Below are 18,499 nucleotides of genomic sequence, written 5' to 3' on the forward strand. Positions count from 1 at the left end.
GTAAGACCCCTATCTCAAAATGTAGCGAAAGCAAAGAAGTTAGGTGGAGGGAAGAAAAACCCCCCACTGATTAAAGGTTCACTTTATATCGTAAAAGTCTGATTTATACAGGGAAAAATCCCCACTAATTAAATTTTCAATTTATAATAGAAAAAGAAGTGGTTTTATAAGAACTTTTTATGGGGAGAAAGTGAACATGTATAAAATATTAATCGTAGAAGATGATGAGAAAATCGCGGGGATATTAGAGGAACATTTAGAAAGGTATGGCTATCAGTCATTTAGAGCGAGTGATTTGCGGCATATAAAAGATGAGTTTGTAAAAGTAAATCCACATCTCGTGTTACTTGATATTAATTTACCGTATTTTGATGGTTTCTATTGGTGTCGTCAAATCCGCACTGTATCGAATGCACCAATTATTTTTGTTTCTGCAAGAACGGGGGAAATGGATCAAGTAATGGCAATTGAAAATGGCGGAGATGATTACATTACGAAGCCATTCCATTTAGACATTGTAATGGCTAAGGTGAAAAGTGCACTTCGTCGTGGGTATGGTGAGTATGCTTCTGCGGCAGAAAGCGATTGTTTAGGTGTAAATGGACTGTTGTTATTCCCATCTCAGCACGTTGTTGAGTGGCAAGGACAACAAACAGAACTGACAAAAAATGAATTTTACTTATTAGAGTGTTTAATGAAACAAGCAAATCAATATGTAACGCGCGAAGAATTGTTAGAAGCCCTCTGGGATGAGGTAGCTTTTGTTGATGATAATACATTAACCGTAAATGTAAAACGTGTAAGGAAGAAACTAGAGGAGCTCGGCATTAAAAATGCAATTGTAACGAAACGTGGATACGGTTATGCGCTTCTTACAGAGTGGGGAGAAGCGCATGAAGGTTAAAGATTACCTCATGGACCGCTTTTCTTTAATTCTTTCTTACATTGTTAGCCTCTGTTTATTTGGGCTCGTTTTGCAGTTGCAAAGTCTTTTAGAAAAGCGATCTATTGATTGGAATACATGGTTATACGGACTTTTATTAGGGATAGTTGTGTTTACTGTATACCTTATTTACGATTACCGAAAACGGAGTGTATTTTTAAGGAGGATCGAAAAATATGTTACTAGCGGAAATACATTACATGATTCCTTACTTATTGATACTTCTTATACGGCAGAGCAAGAGATGGTCGTTGAATCGTTTACGCTATTAAGACAGCAATATATGAATGAAGTTCATAAACAACATGCAAAAGAACAACAGCAAATGATATTTATGAACCAATGGATTCATCAAATGAAAACACCGGTATCTGTTATTGAGTTACTATTACAGAAGTTTGGTAAAGAGCATCGTGAAGCAAGAGCGACAGTTGAAAGTATTCGTGAAGAAAATAATCGCATACTAAATGGTTTAGATTTAGCGTTACATATGGCAAGGTTAGAGCAGTTTGCGAAAGATTATAAAGTAGAAGTAGTAAATGTGATAGATATTATTAGAGGTATTATTAATGAAAATAGAAAGTCCTTCATTCAATCGTCTGTATTTCCGAAAGTGATGTTTGAGGAAGATACTTGTATGGTTGCCTCTGATAGAAAATGGCTTAGTATTGCTATAGGACAAATTGTTGTAAATGCAATTAAGTATACAAAAATTTCGGAAGCAGAGAAAAAGGAAATTCAATTTCAAATTGAAGAGAAAGATCAAAAGGTGTTATTACATATTAAGGACAATGGAATCGGTATTCCAGAGCAAGATGTAAAGCGTATATTTGATCCATTCTTTACAGGGGTAAATGGCCGGAAAACGAGAGAAGCGACTGGAATGGGTTTATATATTACGAAGGAAATTTGTGATAATTTACATCACGGTATGTATGTGCAATCGGCTGAAGGGGAAGGGACAACATTCACGTTCCAATTTGCAAAAGATGAAGAATATCATACATTAATGAGAAAAATGACAAAACTGTAAGATAACAAAACGTTTTGTAAGGGAAATCACTCGTTTCTTTTTCTTATTTTTCTTATAGTAAATGTAAGAAGAAAACACATAGGGGGATTAGAAATGAGTGTTCTTGAAGTAAAAGGATTAACGAAGGTGTACCAATCAAAAGGTTCAGTAGCGACGACTGCTTTAAACGATATAAATTTTAAAATAGAAGAAGGCGAATTTGTAGGGATTATGGGTCCTTCAGGGAGCGGGAAAACAACGCTTTTAAATTTATTAGCAACAATTGATAAGCAAACTTCAGGTCATGTGCTTGTAAATGGGGAAGAAATTAATCAAATGCGTGCTGCAAAATTAGCGGAGTTTCGCCGTACACATTTAGGATTCATTTTCCAAGATTTTAACTTACTTGATACGTTATCGATTAAAGAAAATATCATTTTACCACTTGTAATGGCGAAGAAATCTGTAAATGAAATCGATGCAAAAGTGCTTGAGATTGCAAAGTTTTTAAATATCGAGGGCATTTTAAATAAAAAGGTATATGAAGTATCAGGTGGCCAACAACAACGTGCAGCAGCTGCGAGAGCGATCATTCATGAACCGACGTTAATTTTAGCAGATGAGCCAACTGGAAACTTAGATTCTAAGTCAGCAAAATCATTAATGAGCGCGTTGCAAGACTTACATGAACAAAAGAAAGTGACAATTGCAATGGTAACGCATGATCCAGTAGCGGCGAGTTATTGCGAACGTATTCTTTTCATACGTGATGGAGAGATTTTCTCAGAAATACATAAGGGAAGAACGAAACAAGCCTTTTTCCAAGAAATTCTGGACGTACTTGCGATGCTAGGAGGAGAATATCATGAACTTTCGCCAGCTCGCGCTTAATAACGTAAAAGGAAATTGGCGTAACTATAAAGCGTTTCTTATAAGTAGTTGTTTATCGATAGTCGTATTTTTCATGTATGCTTCCTTTATTTATCATCCAGATGTTGTAGGCGGTAATATTAGTATGAGGGAGATGATTTCAAAAGGGTTAGAATCGATGAATTATATTGTAGTCATCTTCTCAGCACTCTTTATTTTATATGCAAATTCAACATTTTTACGAGCAAGGAAAAAAGAGTTTGGTCTATTAACATTAATAGGCGGAACAAAATCTCAGCTTGGCCGAATGATTATATTAGAACAGCTTATGTTAGGTAGTATTGCAATTGTAGTAGGTATTGGACTTGGTATGCTTTGTTCCAAATTATTCTTCCAAGCATTAAGCGTAATATTGAAAATAGATAAAACACTTCCACTCGTATGGAATAGTAAAGCGGTTTTGATTACAGCAGGTGTATACTTTATTTTATTTTTAATCTTATCATTGTTTAGCGTTTGGACAGTAGGACGCTTGCAAATTATTGATTTATTAAGAGAAGCAAGAAAGCAAAAAGTAGAGCCTTTTGCATTTACATGGTTATGCATAGTTGGTATAGGATGTATTATTGTTGCATATGTACTTAGCTTCCAAGTAACATTTATGAATTTTATCATTCTGTTTTTACCGATTGTAGGGCTGACGATAGGCGGAACTTATTTGCTGTTTACACAAGGTAGTACAGTCGTATTAAAGGCGTTACAAAAACGAAAAAAATCTTTTTATACATATCCAAATATGTTCGTACTTAGCAATCTTATTTATAAAATGAAAGATAATGCTCGTTTTCTATTTGTAATTTCTATCATTACGGCGGTTGTATCTTCAGCAGTCGGTACACTGTATGTATTCTTTGAAGATATGAGCTATAAGGCAGTAACTAGTACCCCGCATGCTATTTCGTATGAGGAAAAGGGAATACATACGCATAATGTCATCAAAGAAGGAAAAGCAAAAGAATTAATAAAAAAACACGGATTTGAAGAAGCGCGAGAAGTAACGTACGTAAAACTTCCTGGAACTCAAAAAATGACGATGTTTAACAGTGAACATGAGATGCCAATGGCGATTGTTTCAGAAAAAGAATATAACGCTGAAGTACGTAAACAAAAAAGAGAGCAAGTTAGAGAAGTTCATAATGCACCTGGTAGTGCAACGATGGTCATAACGGATATGGCGAACGATATGATGAAGGTAGATCTTGCGAAACCGTATGAATTTAAAATGAACGGACAAACGCAGTCTGTTCAATTAAATCAGCCAACTTCATTTTCTGTTTTTAATGATAGTGAATATCTCATTGTAAATGATCAAGATTTTGAGGAATACGCAAAGCTCGTACCAGATGAAGAAAAGACGAAATATTACGGTTATTATATAGAAGACTGGAAAAGTACAGAAGATCTTGTGTTAGATTTGAAAAAGGAAATTGCACCAGATAAGCAAGAGGAATTGCATAACTCAGTGCTCGCTTATAAAAATATAAGGGAATCAGGGGCAATTACAATGTTTATTGGTTTCTTCGTAGCTGTACTATTCTTCTTCTTTGCTTGTAGTATGACATACTTTAAATGGTTTAACGATAAAGAACAAGATCGTATTCAATTTAAATCGTTAAAGAGAATCGGTATGACAGATAAAGAAATTCGTAAAATTGCAATTCGACAAATGGGTGTTATCTTCTTTATCCCAATTGTCATCGGCGCTATTCATAGTGGATTTGCTCTTCATACGCTAGGGAAAATGCTTTATCTCGATTTATGGAAATCAGGTGCGATTGTAATTGGAGCATACATTGTAGCTTCTGCGATTTATTTTATAATCGCGCAAAGAGGATATTTGAAACACGTGCAAAGCTAGAGAAACCTCTAGCTTTTTGCCTATGTAGTAAGTTATAGGGGGACGATAGATGAACATTCGGCAACTAGCGCTGCAAAATATAAAAGGAAATTGGCGTAATTATAAAGTGTTTTTCTTAAGTAGTTGTTTTGCAATATTTGCGTCTTTTGCATACATGTCTGTCATTGTACATCCGTATATGCAAGAGACACTGTGGTATCAAAACGTACGCTGGGGGCTTATTATATGTAATGTTATAATTACTTCTTTTTTCGTCATATTTATTTTGTACTCTACTTCTATTTTCATAGAGGCACGTAAGAAAGAATTAGGGTTATATATGTTAATGGGAGCGACGAAGTCTAACGTAATAGGAGTGATTATGACCGAGCAAATATTGATCGGAGTATTTGCTAATATATTTGGTATTGGGCTTGGTATGATTTTTTTAAAGCTCTTCTTTATGGTGTTTAGTATGTTACTGGGACTTCCGAAAGAACTCCCTGTCATATTTGACGTGAGAGCGATTGGGGGAACGTTTATTGCGTATATGTTCGTGTTTGTTTTCTTATCATTTATAAGTGCTTTACGTATATGGAATATAAAAATCATTCGGTTATTGAAAGAATTTCGAGCAGATAAAAAAGAGAAGAAAACATCAATGTGGCTTTGTATATTTGGCTTTATTTGTTTAGGTATAGGATATGCGTTAGCGTTACAAGCGACGATACTAACGATAGCGTTCTATTTTTTCCCTGTGTCTATACTTGTCTTTTTCGGAACGTATTTTTCTTTTACACACGGCACTGCTCAAATATTAGAAATAATAAAACGAAATAAAAAGATTATGTATACATATCCGTACTTATTTATAGTGAATCAATTGTCACATCGAATGAAGGAAAATGGTCGCTTTTTCTTTCTGATGTCTATGGCAACGACGTTTGTAGTTACAGCAACAGGTACGGTGTTCTTATATTTTTCTGGTATGCAAGATATGTGGCGTGGTGGGGGCGTGCACTCATTTTCTTACATAGAAAAAGGTGCTTCTTCTCATGAAGTCTTTGCGGAGGGAACGGTTGAACAATTATTGCACCAATATGGATATGATGATTTTCAATTTATGAGTTTTGTTGGAGTGTATGCATCTTTTCAGACCAATAAGGGGGAAACAGAAGTAGCGCCACTCATTAAACAAAGTGAATACAATCGAGAGGCAAGAAAACAAAAACAGAAAACGTATCATCCTAAAAAAGGTACAGTGACACTCGTTTATTATAATAAATACAATAATTCGAATGTATATAATCAAAAAGAGATTCAATTGCAAGTAATGAATCGACCATATCAATTCGTATTTAACGGTCAGAAAGAAGGGGTTCAATTTAACCATCATCCTTCGTACATTAATGGTCTGTTCTTCGTTATGAATGATGAAGATTTTGACAGAATAGCAAATAAGGTTCCGGATTCTGAAAAAATGATGTATAGAGGATACACATTACCAAATATCGAAAATACGAAAAAATTAAATGAAGCTTTACGGAAACATATAAAACAAGATGATAATAACGCATTTCGAAGTAATATGGAGTTATATGTGAATATGAAAGAGTTCGGCGATATTACTCTATTTGTAGGCTCATTCATTAGTATATTATTCTTTCTTACTTCATGTAGTATCGTATATTTTAAATGGTTTCATAATATTTCATCAGATAGAAAGCAGTACGAAGCGCTATCTAAGCTTGGAATGACGAAAGAAGAAGTGTGGAAGATTTCTCGCTGGCAATTGTGTATGCTATTTTTTGCACCAATTATAGTAGGGAGTATGCATAGTGCAGTTGCGTTATATACGTTTCATAAAACGATTTTTATGGATGGTTCATTAAGAAAAGTAGCTTTGTTTATTCTATTTTATATCGCCGCATGCATCATGTATTTCTTTTTCGCTCAAAGAGAATATAAGAAACATTTAGACTAGTAAATGCTAGTCTTTTTTTAATATTCGAAGTTTACATAGAAGAATATAAAAAAGTATGGTATAACAGTAAGAAAACGAAAAAGGGGGGAAAAGACGATGATTCGAGTAGGATATTTAGGACCAGAAGCAACATTTACAAATATGGCGGTGAGTCGTTTTTTTCCGGAAGCAGAGCATGTACCGTATCGAACGATTCCAGACTGTATTGATGCAGCTGCAAATGGAAATGTAGATTATGCAGTGGTACCACTAGAAAATGCCATAGAAGGTTCAGTGAATATAACGGTTGATTATCTTGTACATGAGCAACCACTTTCTATTGTAGGAGAAATTACAGTGCCAATTCAGCAACATTTACTTGTACATCCGCAGTATGCAGAAGTGTGGGAAGAAGTATATGCAGTGCATTCTCATCCGCATGCTATTGCACAATGTCATAAGTTTTTAAATGAAGAATTAAAAGGGGTAACTGCCCGAGATATGACATCAACAAGTGCTGCAGCGCAATATGTGAAAGAACATCCTGAAGAAAAAATTGCGGCTATTGCAAATGAAGCGGCTGCAGAAAAATACGGATTAACGATTGTAAGAAGTGGTATTCATACGCATAAAAACAATCATACACGTTTCCTCGTTCTGCATAAGAAAAAGAAAGCAATACTCTCAAATAACGGAGAAAACCGCGGAGAGAAAACGACGCTTATGATAACGTTACCTGCAGATTATGCAGGGGCACTATATCAAGTGTTATCGGCTTTCGCATGGAGAAAATTAAACTTATCTAAAATCGAATCGCGCCCGATGAAAACAGGACTTGGAAATTACTTTTTCTTAATCGATGTCGATAAAGCATACGATGACGTATTATTGCCAGGCGTAACGATGGAACTTGAAGCACTTGGTTTTTCTGTTACGGTGCTGGGGAGTTATTCTTCTTATTGGTTATAAGGGGGAGTTAGGTTATACCGTGTGATAGATAAATAAAATCCCACCTATAAATGGTGGGATTCTTTATTTTAACTTCGCGAGACGATCTTCTAATTGACCACGCCAAACGTCAGCTAGTTCTGGAACAGCAAGAATTTTTTCGATGCCATCTCTATCTTTTCTATTATGAAAATAAATTTCGTTAGAGAACAAGACAGAAACATTGCTCGGTTGACGCTCTAGTAATGTGATTTTTGAATCTTTACGTACAGTACCTTCCTGAAGAACGCGGCATAGGTAGCCAGTAAATCCAGTTGCTACAATGCGCGGCAGTATGCCAGGAATGCCGAGGCGTTTTGAAATCGTGCTACAAGGTACTCTTGCTTGTGTCACCTGAATGATTGCTTCACCCAATTTGTATGTATCTCCGATGCAAACATCACGCTCTAACATATTTGTTACAGTAATGTTTTCGCCAAATGCAGAAGCTGGGAGTGTTGTTTGAAATTCCTCTTCCCATAGTGCGTAATGCTCGTGTGGATACACGCAAACGGCGCGATCAGGTCCACCATGGTGTTTTAAATCTGCTACATCATCACCAAGGAAGCCATCTTTTGATAGGAAAGCTTCTTCGGTAAGTTCTTTACATATACCGGTAATCATTTCTTTATCTTCGCTATATTTCATTTGTTTCGGTTTGCCAATGCTAAAGTGAACGAGTTCAATTCCCATATGAAATCTCCTTTACAATTGATTACAATATTATATCATTTTAAAAAATAAAATCGCAGAATATGGTGGATTTTTCTGAAAGAAAAGAAAAATGAAGTTGAGGCACTGCCAAAACAATATGGATTTCATGCAATAAGATAAGGGGGGTTAAATGTTAAAAGAACCCAATTCCCATATTAAAATAGGGAAATTGGGTTCTTGTTTATTACTAGATGAAATGGACTTGCTATAAAAAATCTATACACGAAAGGGTGTCGAGCTAATATTTGTTTTTCTTGATATTTTTATTTATATAAATAGGTTTATTTTGTAACTTTATAAATAAATTCTACAATAGCGTCATGCATTTGATCTAATGCAGGTTGTTCCACTGGATAATGCCCCCCATTTTCTAACATGACTATTTTTACATCTACTTTTTTTATTTTGTTTAGGAATGGAGTGCTTAAATGTAATGGTGTCCATTTATCTTGCTCAGGTTGTGTTAAAAGAATAGGACATATATCAAAATCCTCTGGTTCCATTGCAGGCTGGTAATTACCATAACTGTCTAAGAATCTCATGCTTGCTTTATTCGCAGCAGATGTCTTATCACGATTAAATATTTCCATTACTTTTTCATTATTACATAAGGCACTCATTTTAGAAGCTGTACTCATTTTCATCTTAAAGTTTTCAAGTCCTATGTTACATGCAATGCCTGCCATAGGTATTCCAACACGACTCATAACGAGATTTTTAGCTGTTTCGTCACGAACTTGTTGATTTTTTTGATCTAGGAATGTCATACCAATGATTCCTTTAACTTTCTTATTTTTTGCAGCAACGTGGTAAGTTTCCATCCCACCTGCACTTAAGCCGTACAGTACAATAGGTCTATCATCACGTTTTTGTTCATAGTCGATATAATCACATGCTAAATCGACCCAATCATCATACTTTACTACGGATCCTTCTTTTACTTTTGTAACGCCATAAGTAGGCATGTCAATAGCGATTGTTTCAAAGCCATCTTTTGAAAGTGGACCACCTAAAATCATCGACATCTGTCTACCGTTCGTACCTACTCCATGTAATAAAATAACTTTAACAGGAGCCTTTTCATTCCGAAAACAATCTAAATGTACCTCATGTCCTTTCCAATTCCACCATTCTTCTGTTGGATGATAATTATCTGTAAAGTGATATTTTTTAGGTAAATAGGCTTGTATTTCACGCCATTCGTTTTGTTTACTGTATGTCATTTCGTTTCCTCCTTATCATGTTAAAAATAATTTTCGAAAGTCACTAAGTTCGAACGTTCGAACATCCGAACGTTTCGTAAGTAAAATATTATTTGACTCTTTTATTTTTGTCAATAAATACTTTCTGATTCACTTTGTAAAAAAAGTAGCATTGTAAAATACTACTTTTATTCTTGTGCATATTATTTTGTTAATTACTTCTTTAATTGGTTATCGGTTTCTAATGATTCAATTAGTTGTTTTAATAATACAATGGAGTTGTCAAGAGAAAGAGCATAATACCTTTCCGTAGCACGTTTTTGAACAGTAACGAGATTTGCGTTTAAAAGATGCTTTAAGTGGTGTGAAATAGCTGGTCTAGATAAAGAAAGTCGGTCTACTATCTGATTTACAGACATTTCTCCTTCATCATACAGTAACACCAATATGTCTTGACGATTTAAATCCTGCAGAATTGAAAAAATAGGGGTACATTCTCTTAATATGCTTATTGTTTTTTTGCTCATGATACCTCTCCCTGTTTAATTGTTCGAACGTTTAGATGTTTATTTAGTATAAAACTTTACTAATGTTTCTGTCAAAGCCCCTTTACTCTCCTATTTAGAGATATTTCCAGCGCGTATGTCTTCATGCAACTTTTGGAATTGTAATTACATATATTCCTTACTTGTCGTTACTATAACCCTCTTTTACAAAACAACTTAACATTGCTTAACAAATGATTATTTCAGTAATGTTTGTTAAAGCATCGTATCACAAATACTTTTAATTTGTATATGTTGAGCCAATGAACCTTATTTCAATGGTCTCCATTTTCTTTCCCAATGATTATTCGTGAAATATTTATGATAAGATTTGAATGGTTTAATTGATTGAACGAAAGGAGATGCAGTGGATGAAGAATGTAGAAAAGTTAATTAAATTAACAGACGATTTTAAGGCATGTCAAACTGTCTTAACAGCAATTGGGGATTCTACACGACAATCAATTATTATTACCCTTATTGCAGCAGGCTGTGAAGATGGAATGAGAGTAGGCGAAATCACACGTAAAACACATTTATCACGTCCTGCAGTTTCCCATCATATAAAAGTGCTGAAAGATGCAAAGGTTGTCAATGTAAGACGTGTTGCGACGATGAATTTCTATTACATTGACCCTGAAAATAATAATTTAAAAATGGTAAAGAATTTACTTCAAAATATGGATGATTACATTGCTGAGCATTGGGAGCCATCAAATAAAGTGAAACTTTAATTAGTGGGGGGGTTCTTCATCCCCACTGATTATCAGCCCTCACCAATCGGACTTTAATGGGCAACCCGTCCCCTCACCTAACTTCTTTGTTTTCGCTGAATTTTGAGGTGGGGGTCTTACTGCCCATTAAAGCGGGATAAATAAAGAAAGGATACAAAAAATGAAAAAGACTCTTTTAAATACGCCGATGAATAGATCAACTAAATTCACTGTGAAAAACCGTTTTTATAAAGCTGCGATGAGTGAAACAATGGCTACAAAAAACAATAATCCAACGGAAGAGCTAGTAAAGCTATACGGTCGTTGGGCGCAAGGCGGGGCTGGTTTACTTATGACTGGCAATGTCATGATTGATCGTGAGGCACTTGGCGAACCGGGAAATGTCGTTATTGAAGATGAGCGTGATTTAGATATCTTAAAAAGATGGGCAAAATCTGGTACGCAAAATGGTACGCAGCTTTGGATGCAAATAAATCATCCTGGTAAACAATCCCCGAAAACATTATCTAAAAATCCAGTTGCGCCAAGCGCCATTCCACTTACGGGTGATATTAAAGATTTCTTTAATAAACCAAGAGAATTAACATCAGGTGAAATTTGGCAGTTAATTAAACGATTTGGCAATGCCGCTCGTATTGCAAAAAAGGCTGGTTTTACTGGTGTTCAAATCCATGCCGCTCATGGTTATTTAATTAATCAATTTTTATCACCTCACCATAATCAGCGTCAAGATGAATGGGGTGGAGATTTAAATGGGCGTATGAAATTTTTAATTGAAACATATTATGAAATTCGTAAACAAGTCGGTGAGGAATTTCCAATTGGATTAAAACTAAATTCTGCCGACTTTCAGCGCGGCGGTTTCACTGAGGAAGAATCGATGAAAGTACTAAAAAAAATGGACGATTTGGGTATGGATTTAATTGAAATTTCTGGTGGGAACTATGAAAATCCTAAGATGTTTGACGGGGTACGCGAAAGTACGAAAAAACGTGAGGCGTATTTTTTAGATTATGCTCAAAAGGCTCGAACACTCGTACAAGCGGTGTTGATCGTAACAGGTGGTTTCCGTTCCGAAGAAGGCATGAATGAGGCAATTGAAAGTGGAGCTGTAGACATGGTTGGTGTCGGAAAGCTATTTGCATTAAACCCTGATTTTCCGAATCAGATTATTCATGGCAATTATCACACAGTTACGATCAAGCCAATTCGAACAGGTTTGAAAAGACTAGATAAAAAAATATCTTCTATGTTAGAGCTTACTTGGTATGAACATCAATTCAAATTGATGGGAAAAGGAAAAGAACCAAACCCTAATTATAGTGTATGGAAAACGGTATTCCAAATGATAAGCGAAAATGGGTTGAATGCATTCCAAAAGAGACGTGCATAAATAAAATATAGAGAATTTATTATTTTGTTGTTTTAAAATATATCTAAAGATGTTTTTCATAGAAGGAAGAATAACGGATGAAATCAACGTCCTTTGTCTTATTTGAGTTATTAAATTTCAAAAAAATATTGTTGTTTGATATTACGTTATTTTTTAAAAATTAAAGAAACGGCGTTATATTAAAGTAAATTGTTTCTTAGATGCATATGGTGATAAAGGTCATAAAAAATAGGTGTATCAACTAAAGTGTTGATACACCTTAAAACTGTTTTTTTAAACAACATAAGTTGTCGTTTAATATATCTCTAATTGCTATTAATAAACGAGAAATCCTGCTTTATCTAGTGCCTCGCAAGCTGCATCTAACTTTTCTTTTGAATCTGCTTCAATTGTATGTAAGTGAATACCATCCGTTAGTTGCGAAAGATAGGAAGCATTTGTGTTTTCGATTTTTTGTAAATATTGCTCTACATCAAAGCGATTGCTTACCATGATGGATGCTGTTAAGTCACCGTATACAGGATGCTCAACCTTTACATCTTTAATCGTGATGCCGTGGTCAACAAGCATTGTAAGTTCTTGACGTACTTCTGCTGGTTTATGTTGGCATACAATTACGCGTTCGAAAGCTTGTTGTTTCTCTTGTGGTTTTAAATATAAATAGCCTTGAGCAGTCGCAATGATCGGTTCGTTTCGTGCTTTAAGCAAGGAAATATCTTGCACGATAACTTGTCTACTTACATTCGTTTTTTTCGATAGCTCATTCCCGGATAACGGTTCATTTGCAGCGAGAAGCCACTGAAGGATAAGCTGTCGTCTTTCTTCACCTAAAATCTTTTTTTGTTCATTTTGTTTCATTATGATTTAACACCTCTATAAAATTGATTTCCAATTGTGTGTAGTGCATGAATAGTAGTATCAATTTGATCTTTCGTTGTTTGGTGTCCGAAAGAGAAGCGGACATATTGTTTTGCCTCTTCATACGTTTTTCCAATTGCAAGCATTGTTTTCGAAGGTTCTTGTTTACCGACTTGGCAAGCACTTCCGGTAGAAATGGCAATACCGCGGCGATTACATTCTAGCATTGTATATTGACCTTCTATTCCTTTTATTGTAACCCCAATAATATGTGGTAAACAAGAAGTAGAATGACCTTCTACTTTAATTTTTAGCGGAAGTGTTCGTATTTGCTCTAAAAAGTAAGAGCGTAACTCTTTAAAACGTAAACTTTCTTCTTGTTGATTTTTCAATATATTCTCAGCAGCTGTTAAAAAAGCTGCGATGCCAGGAACGTTCACTGTACCTGGACGAAATCCTTTTTCGTGAGAAGTCCCCGGAAATATTTGTGTCCAGCGAACTTGCGGATTTATATAGCAAGCGCCGACACCTTTTGGTCCGTATATTTTATGTGCTGAAACAGAAAGACTATCAATCCCCATCTCAAAAACATGGATAGGAAGTTTACCAAATGTTTGTACACAATCTGAATGAAATAAAACGTTATATTTTTTTAAAAGTGCCCCGATCTCTGCGATATTTTGAACGGTTCCGATTTCAGAGTTTCCGTGCTGTATACTTGCTAGAATGGTATCTTCTGTAATAGCCGCTTCTAAATCTATTAAACGAATGAGTCCATTTTTATCAACAGGAATTTCAGTAATTGTATACCCTTTTGATTGTAAGGATTGAAAATAACTTCGAATGGACGCATGTTCCATAGGAGTCGTAATAATATGCTTCTTATTTTGGGCATTGAGAAGGGACTGAATCGCAAGGTAGTTCGATTCTGACCCACCGCTCGTGAAGAATACCCCTTGTTCCTTTCCACCAATCATTTCAGCAAATGTTTTTCTACAAACTTGTAATAAAGAAGAGGCCGTTCCTCCAATATCGTGTAAACTTTGTTCATTTCCGAAGTATTGCGATGCCGCTTTCATATATGTTTGTAATGCTTCCGCGCTCATAGGTGTAGTAGCTGCATAATCAAGATATATCATCATGTAAGTTCCTCTCTCTAGTAAGAGTTACATTTCTTTTATTTTTTTAAATGGTAGTGAAAATAAGAATTATAAAAAAACTCTTGTCATTATTTTAAAACTATGTAAATATAGGTGTCAAGACAGTTGAAAAGTGTAAAGTAGGAGGCAACAATTATGCCAAGTGCAGATGTCTTAATTATTGGAAGTGGCGTTGCGGCACTTCGTGTTGCAAAAGAGATTTGTCACGAAAAGAATGTGATTATTATCACAAAGGAAACGAATCGTAATAATAATACATATTTAGCGCAAGGTGGAATTGCCGCAGCCGTAGCTACATATGACAATCCAAATGATCATTTTGAAGATACGTTAGTAGCAGGATGTCATTATAACAATGAAGATGCGGTTCGTTATTTAGTTGAAGAAGGACCGAAAGAAATGAATCATCTCATTGAAAATGGAATGAAATTTGATGGTGATGAAACGGGCCCTCACCTTGGAAAAGAAGGTGCACATCGGAAGCGTCGTATTTTACATGCAGGTGGCGATGCAACAGGAAAGAATTTATTAGAGCATTTCATTCAAGAAGTAGCACCGCACGTTACGGTAGTGGAACAGGAAATGGTGCTTGATTTTATTATAGAAAATGAAAAATGTGTTGGAGTTTTAACGCGAGATAGTGAAGGGAAGTTGAAGCGTTATGATGCAGATTATACTGTGCTAGCCTCAGGCGGGGTTGGTGGTTTATACGCCTTTACTTCTAATGATAAAACAATTACGGGTGATGGACTTGCGATGGTATACCGCGCAGGCGGAGAGCTCGTAGATTTAGAGTTTGTACAATTTCATCCAACAATGTTATATGCGTGCGGGCGATGCTGTGGCCTCGTCTCTGAAGCTGTCCGCGGTGAAGGAGCTGTCCTTATAAACGGAAAAGGGCAGCGTTTTATGATGGATATACATCCAGATCATGATCTCGCACCGCGTGATGTAGTGGCAAGAGCGATTCATGAACAGCTTTTGGCGGGTGAAAAAGTGTATTTGAATATCGAGTCTATCCAAAATTTTGAAGAACGTTTTCCGACTGTATCATCATTGTGTAAAAAGAATGGTGTTCATATAAATGAAAAACGCATTCCGGTCGTACCGGGTGCTCATTTCCATATGGGCGGCGTGAAAACAAACTGTGATGGAGAGACGTCCATTCCACATTTATATGCGGTTGGTGAAGTAGCTTGTAACGGTGTTCATGGAGCAAATAGATTAGCGAGTAATTCATTATTAGAAGGTCTTGTGTTTGGAAAAAGAATAGGACAGCATCTTTTAACGAAAGCGACAAAAGACAGATTGAACAACTTTGCTGAGAAGGAAAAGAAGTTTATCGTTCTGAATCATTTGCCGGCGAAAGAAGAAATACAAGAATGTATGATGAAATACGTTGGGATTGTGCGAACAGAACAAAGTTTATCTTATGCAAAGAGATGGCTTAGTAAGTACGGTGTTCGAAATATGATATTGCAACATGATGCTCTTACAAATGAAGAGATAACGATTATGAATATGTTAACAGTTTGTGAGCTTATCGTCGTATCAGCTTTGCAAAGAGAAGAAAGCATTGGTGGCCATTATCGAAGTGATTATCCACATAGAAATAGCGTGAAAAAAGAGATCATTCGGGTGAAAAGAAAACTACAACTTGTGTAATGAGAGGAAGAGGGGCTTTATGAATACGATAAAGGTTAAAGAAGCATTGAATCGATTTTTTCTAGAAGATATAGGAGAAAGAGATGTAACATCTCAGCTTATTTTTCCAGACAATTTACTTTCAAAAGGAACGTTTCTTGCAAAGGATACAGGGGTCTTTGCGGGATGTTTAGTCATTGAAGAAGGGTTTAAATTAATTGATGAGAGAATTGAAGTGGAGCTTCATAAAAAAGATGGAGATCTTGTAGAAAAAGGCGAAATAATTGCAACTGTCCAAGGACCAATCGCATCGTTATTAACGGCAGAGCGCGTTATATTAAACGTTATCCAGCGTATGAGCGGGATAGCGACAATGACATACGAGGCTGTTCGTGCCTTAGATAGTAGCCATACACGTATTTGTGATACGCGAAAAACGATGCCAGGGCTACGTATGTTTGATAAGTATGCAGTCGTGTGCGGAGGCGGATTTAATCACCGTTTCGGCCTATATGACGGTGTCATGATCAAAGATAATCATATTGCTTTTGCTGGTTCTATTACGAAAGCTGTTACATCAGTGAAAGAAAGGTTAGGACATATGGTGAAAGTAGAAGTGGAAACAGAAACAGAGGAGCAAGTGAGAGAAGCTGTAGCTGCTGGTGCAGATATTATTATGTTTGATAACCGTACGCCAGATGAGATTCGGGAGTTTTCAAAGATTGTACCAAGTGCCATCGTTACGGAAGCATCAGGAGGCATTACAATTGAAGATTTATCGAAATACGGAAAAACAGGGGTAGATTATATTTCACTTGGAGCATTAACACATTCAGTGAAAGCACTTGATATTAGTTTCAATATTGAGGCGTAAGGAAAGTGGCTTAGAGGGGGAGAAAGGAATATGAGTATTTTAGAAAAATTACAACCGATTGAAACGATGTTACCAGAGCGTTATTACACGATGTCAACAGAAGATATGGAAAAGCGGGTTCGTGAAATTAAAGAAAAAATGGGGGAAACACTATTTATTCCAGGCCATCATTACCAAAAAGATGAAGTGGTACAATTTTCTGATGCAGCAGGAGATTCACTTCAGCTTGCGCAAGTTGCAGCGAGCAATAAAGAGGCGAAATATATTGTATTTTGCGGTGTACACTTTATGGCAGAAACAGCAGATATGTTAACGACAGATGATCAAATCGTTATTTTGCCAGATATGCGTGCAGGGTGTTCGATGGCAGATATGGCAGATATCGAACAAACAGAAAGAGCGTGGAAAGAGCTCACAAAATTATTTGGAGATACAATGATTCCGTTAACATATGTAAACTCTACGGCTGCAATTAAAGCGTTTTGCGGTCGTAATGGCGGAGCGACAGTAACTTCTTCTAATGCAAAACAAATGGTATCTTGGGCGTTTACACAAAAAGAGCGTCTCGTCTTTTTACCGGACCAACATTTAGGAAGAAATACAACGTACGACTTAGGTATCCCGTTAGATAAAATGGCAGTATGGGATCCGTATACAGATTCATTAGAGTACGAGGGAGATATAGAAGAAATTCAAGTGATTTTATGGAAAGGACATTGTTCTGTTCATCAAAATTTTACAGTGAAAAACATTGAGAACGTACGGAAAAATCAGCCGGACATGAACATTATTGTACATCCAGAATGTTGCTACGAAGTTGTAGCTGCTTCGGATTATGCAGGTTCAACGAAATACATTATTGATATGATTGAAGCGGCTCCATCCGGAAGTAAATGGGCGATTGGTACAGAAATGAATTTAGTGAACCGAATTATTCAACAACATCCAGATAAAGAAATTGTTTCACTTAATCCGTTTATGTGTCCGTGTTTAACGATGAACCGAATTGACCTACCGCACTTATTATGGGCACTTGAAACGATAGAAAAAGGAGAAGAAATTAACGTTATTAGCGTAGATAAACAAGTGACTGAAGAGGCAGTTCTTGCATTAAATCGTATGTTAGAGCGTGTGTAAAGCAGCGGATTCCCGTTGCTTTTTTTCGTACATATAATCATAACGAGAACAAAATGGGCATACATTGTTTTGAAGAAATCATTGCGATTATCTTATACTTATTCCGCTTCTAATGATATTGAAAATCGAAGAAGTGATACAAGTGAAAAGAGGTTAACGTTATTTAGAAAGGGTTACTTCATGAGATTTGTTACTTATAGATAAGTTATACAGGAGGGGGAAAATTTGAAAATTCATATCGTGCAAAAAGGGGATACCCTTTGGAAAATTGCGAAAAAGTACGGAGTGGATTTTGATACGTTGAAAAAAACAAATACACAACTTAGCAATCCAGATTTAATTATGCCAGGTATGAAAATTAAAGTACCATCAAACAGTGTACACGTAAAACAGCATGCTGGAGCAGGTTCAGCACCTCCAAAACAATACGTAAAAGAAGTGCAACAAAAAGAATTTGCAGCAACGCCAACGCCGCTTGGAATAGAAGACGAGGAAGAAGTTACGTATCAATCAGCACCAATTACGCAGCAGCCTGCTATGCAACAAACACAAAAAGAAGTGCAAGT

At 36.0% G+C, this 18,499-nt stretch carries 17 protein-coding genes; 12 read left to right on the top strand and 5 right to left on the bottom strand.

Annotation, left to right across the window (positions count from 1 at the left end; genetic code table 11):
• Window positions 1-196 precede the first annotated feature (196 nt).
• The 6 genes from MR083_RS18010 (at window position 197) to pheA (ending at window position 7,654) form a co-directional block, all read left to right on the top strand.
• A complete protein-coding gene (locus MR083_RS18010) occupies window positions 197-904 on the top strand; it encodes a response regulator transcription factor (RefSeq protein ID WP_000276716.1) in 708 nt (235 codons plus the stop codon).
• Window positions 894-1,976 (top strand): HAMP domain-containing histidine kinase, encoded by a 1,083-nt coding sequence (locus MR083_RS18015; RefSeq protein ID WP_000864965.1) that lies wholly within the window; start codon window positions 894-896, stop codon window positions 1,974-1,976. Before MR083_RS18010 ends, MR083_RS18015 begins: the two co-directional genes overlap by 11 nt.
• 93 nt (window positions 1,977-2,069) lie before the next feature.
• Window positions 2,070-2,846 (top strand): ABC transporter ATP-binding protein, encoded by a 777-nt coding sequence (locus tag MR083_RS18020; protein ID WP_000114533.1) that lies wholly within the window; start codon window positions 2,070-2,072, stop codon window positions 2,844-2,846.
• Window positions 2,821-4,743, top strand: a complete 1,923-nt coding sequence (locus MR083_RS18025) for an ABC transporter permease (RefSeq protein ID WP_242269672.1) — start codon at window positions 2,821-2,823, stop codon at window positions 4,741-4,743. The genes MR083_RS18020 and MR083_RS18025 overlap by 26 nt, the downstream gene beginning before the upstream one ends.
• A 49-nt stretch (window positions 4,744-4,792) precedes the next feature.
• Window positions 4,793-6,706 (top strand): ABC transporter permease, encoded by a 1,914-nt coding sequence (locus tag MR083_RS18030; protein WP_242269673.1) that lies wholly within the window; start codon window positions 4,793-4,795, stop codon window positions 6,704-6,706.
• A 96-nt stretch (window positions 6,707-6,802) separates the two neighbouring features.
• Complete coding sequence (gene pheA, locus MR083_RS18035) at window positions 6,803-7,654, top strand: prephenate dehydratase (RefSeq protein ID WP_242269674.1); 852 nt, start codon at window positions 6,803-6,805, stop codon at window positions 7,652-7,654.
• Between the two features lie 63 nt (window positions 7,655-7,717).
• On the opposite strand, the gene MR083_RS18040 is transcribed toward pheA, so the two are convergent.
• From MR083_RS18040 to MR083_RS18050, 3 genes are all read right to left on the bottom strand, one after another.
• Window positions 7,718-8,365 carry an MOSC domain-containing protein gene (locus MR083_RS18040; protein WP_139866527.1) on the bottom strand — a complete coding sequence of 216 codons (648 nt, stop codon included), beginning with the start codon at window positions 8,363-8,365 and terminating at the stop codon, window positions 7,718-7,720.
• A gap of 302 nt (window positions 8,366-8,667) precedes the next feature.
• Window positions 8,668-9,609, bottom strand: coding sequence for an alpha/beta hydrolase (locus tag MR083_RS18045; RefSeq protein WP_139866528.1), 942 nt, complete (start codon window positions 9,607-9,609; stop codon window positions 8,668-8,670).
• A 194-nt stretch (window positions 9,610-9,803) separates the two neighbouring features.
• Entirely contained in the window at window positions 9,804-10,115 is a 312-nt protein-coding gene (locus tag MR083_RS18050) for an ArsR/SmtB family transcription factor (protein ID WP_000039471.1), read from the bottom strand.
• Window positions 10,116-10,504: 389 nt separating this feature from the next.
• Between MR083_RS18050 and MR083_RS18055 the strand changes: the two genes are divergently transcribed.
• Together MR083_RS18055 and MR083_RS18060 are read left to right on the top strand one after the other, a co-directional pair.
• Window positions 10,505-10,867 (top strand): ArsR/SmtB family transcription factor, encoded by a 363-nt coding sequence (locus MR083_RS18055; RefSeq protein ID WP_139866529.1) that lies wholly within the window; start codon window positions 10,505-10,507, stop codon window positions 10,865-10,867.
• 160 nt (window positions 10,868-11,027) lie between these two features.
• Window positions 11,028-12,260, top strand: a complete 1,233-nt coding sequence (locus tag MR083_RS18060) for an NADH:flavin oxidoreductase/NADH oxidase family protein (protein ID WP_242269675.1) — start codon at window positions 11,028-11,030, stop codon at window positions 12,258-12,260.
• Between the two features lie 315 nt (window positions 12,261-12,575).
• Here the strand turns inward: MR083_RS18060 and MR083_RS18065 are convergent, their stop codons facing one another.
• Together MR083_RS18065 and MR083_RS18070 are read right to left on the bottom strand one after the other, a co-directional pair.
• Entirely contained in the window at window positions 12,576-13,118 is a 543-nt protein-coding gene (locus MR083_RS18065; protein WP_000812271.1) for a transcription repressor NadR, read from the bottom strand.
• The gene (locus MR083_RS18070; protein ID WP_139866531.1) at window positions 13,118-14,260 is read right to left on the bottom strand and encodes an IscS subfamily cysteine desulfurase; all 1,143 of its coding nucleotides are present in this window, start codon (window positions 14,258-14,260) and stop codon (window positions 13,118-13,120) included. The genes MR083_RS18065 and MR083_RS18070 overlap by 1 nt, the downstream gene beginning before the upstream one ends.
• Before the next feature lie 153 nt (window positions 14,261-14,413).
• Here MR083_RS18070 and nadB point away from each other — a divergent pair, with 153 nt between their 5' ends.
• The 4 genes from nadB to safA all read left to right on the top strand — a co-directional run.
• Window positions 14,414-15,943, top strand: a complete 1,530-nt coding sequence (gene nadB, locus MR083_RS18075; protein WP_139866532.1) for an L-aspartate oxidase — start codon at window positions 14,414-14,416, stop codon at window positions 15,941-15,943.
• Between the two features lie 19 nt (window positions 15,944-15,962).
• On the top strand, window positions 15,963-16,796 hold the full coding sequence (nadC, locus tag MR083_RS18080) for a carboxylating nicotinate-nucleotide diphosphorylase (RefSeq protein WP_139866533.1): 834 nt from the start codon (window positions 15,963-15,965) through the stop codon (window positions 16,794-16,796).
• A gap of 30 nt (window positions 16,797-16,826) precedes the next feature.
• Window positions 16,827-17,933: a quinolinate synthase NadA gene (nadA, locus tag MR083_RS18085; RefSeq protein WP_242269676.1), complete on the top strand. Its 1,107-nt coding sequence runs from the start codon at window positions 16,827-16,829 to the stop codon at window positions 17,931-17,933.
• A 225-nt stretch (window positions 17,934-18,158) separates the two neighbouring features.
• The coding region (gene safA / locus MR083_RS18090) for a SafA/ExsA family spore coat assembly protein (RefSeq protein WP_242269677.1) at window positions 18,159-18,499 on the top strand (341 nt) is incomplete at its 3' end.

This window comes from Bacillus cereus group sp. BfR-BA-01408 (assembly GCF_022663305.1).
Classification (GTDB): Bacteria; Bacillota; Bacilli; order Bacillales; family Bacillaceae_G; genus Bacillus_A; species Bacillus_A pacificus.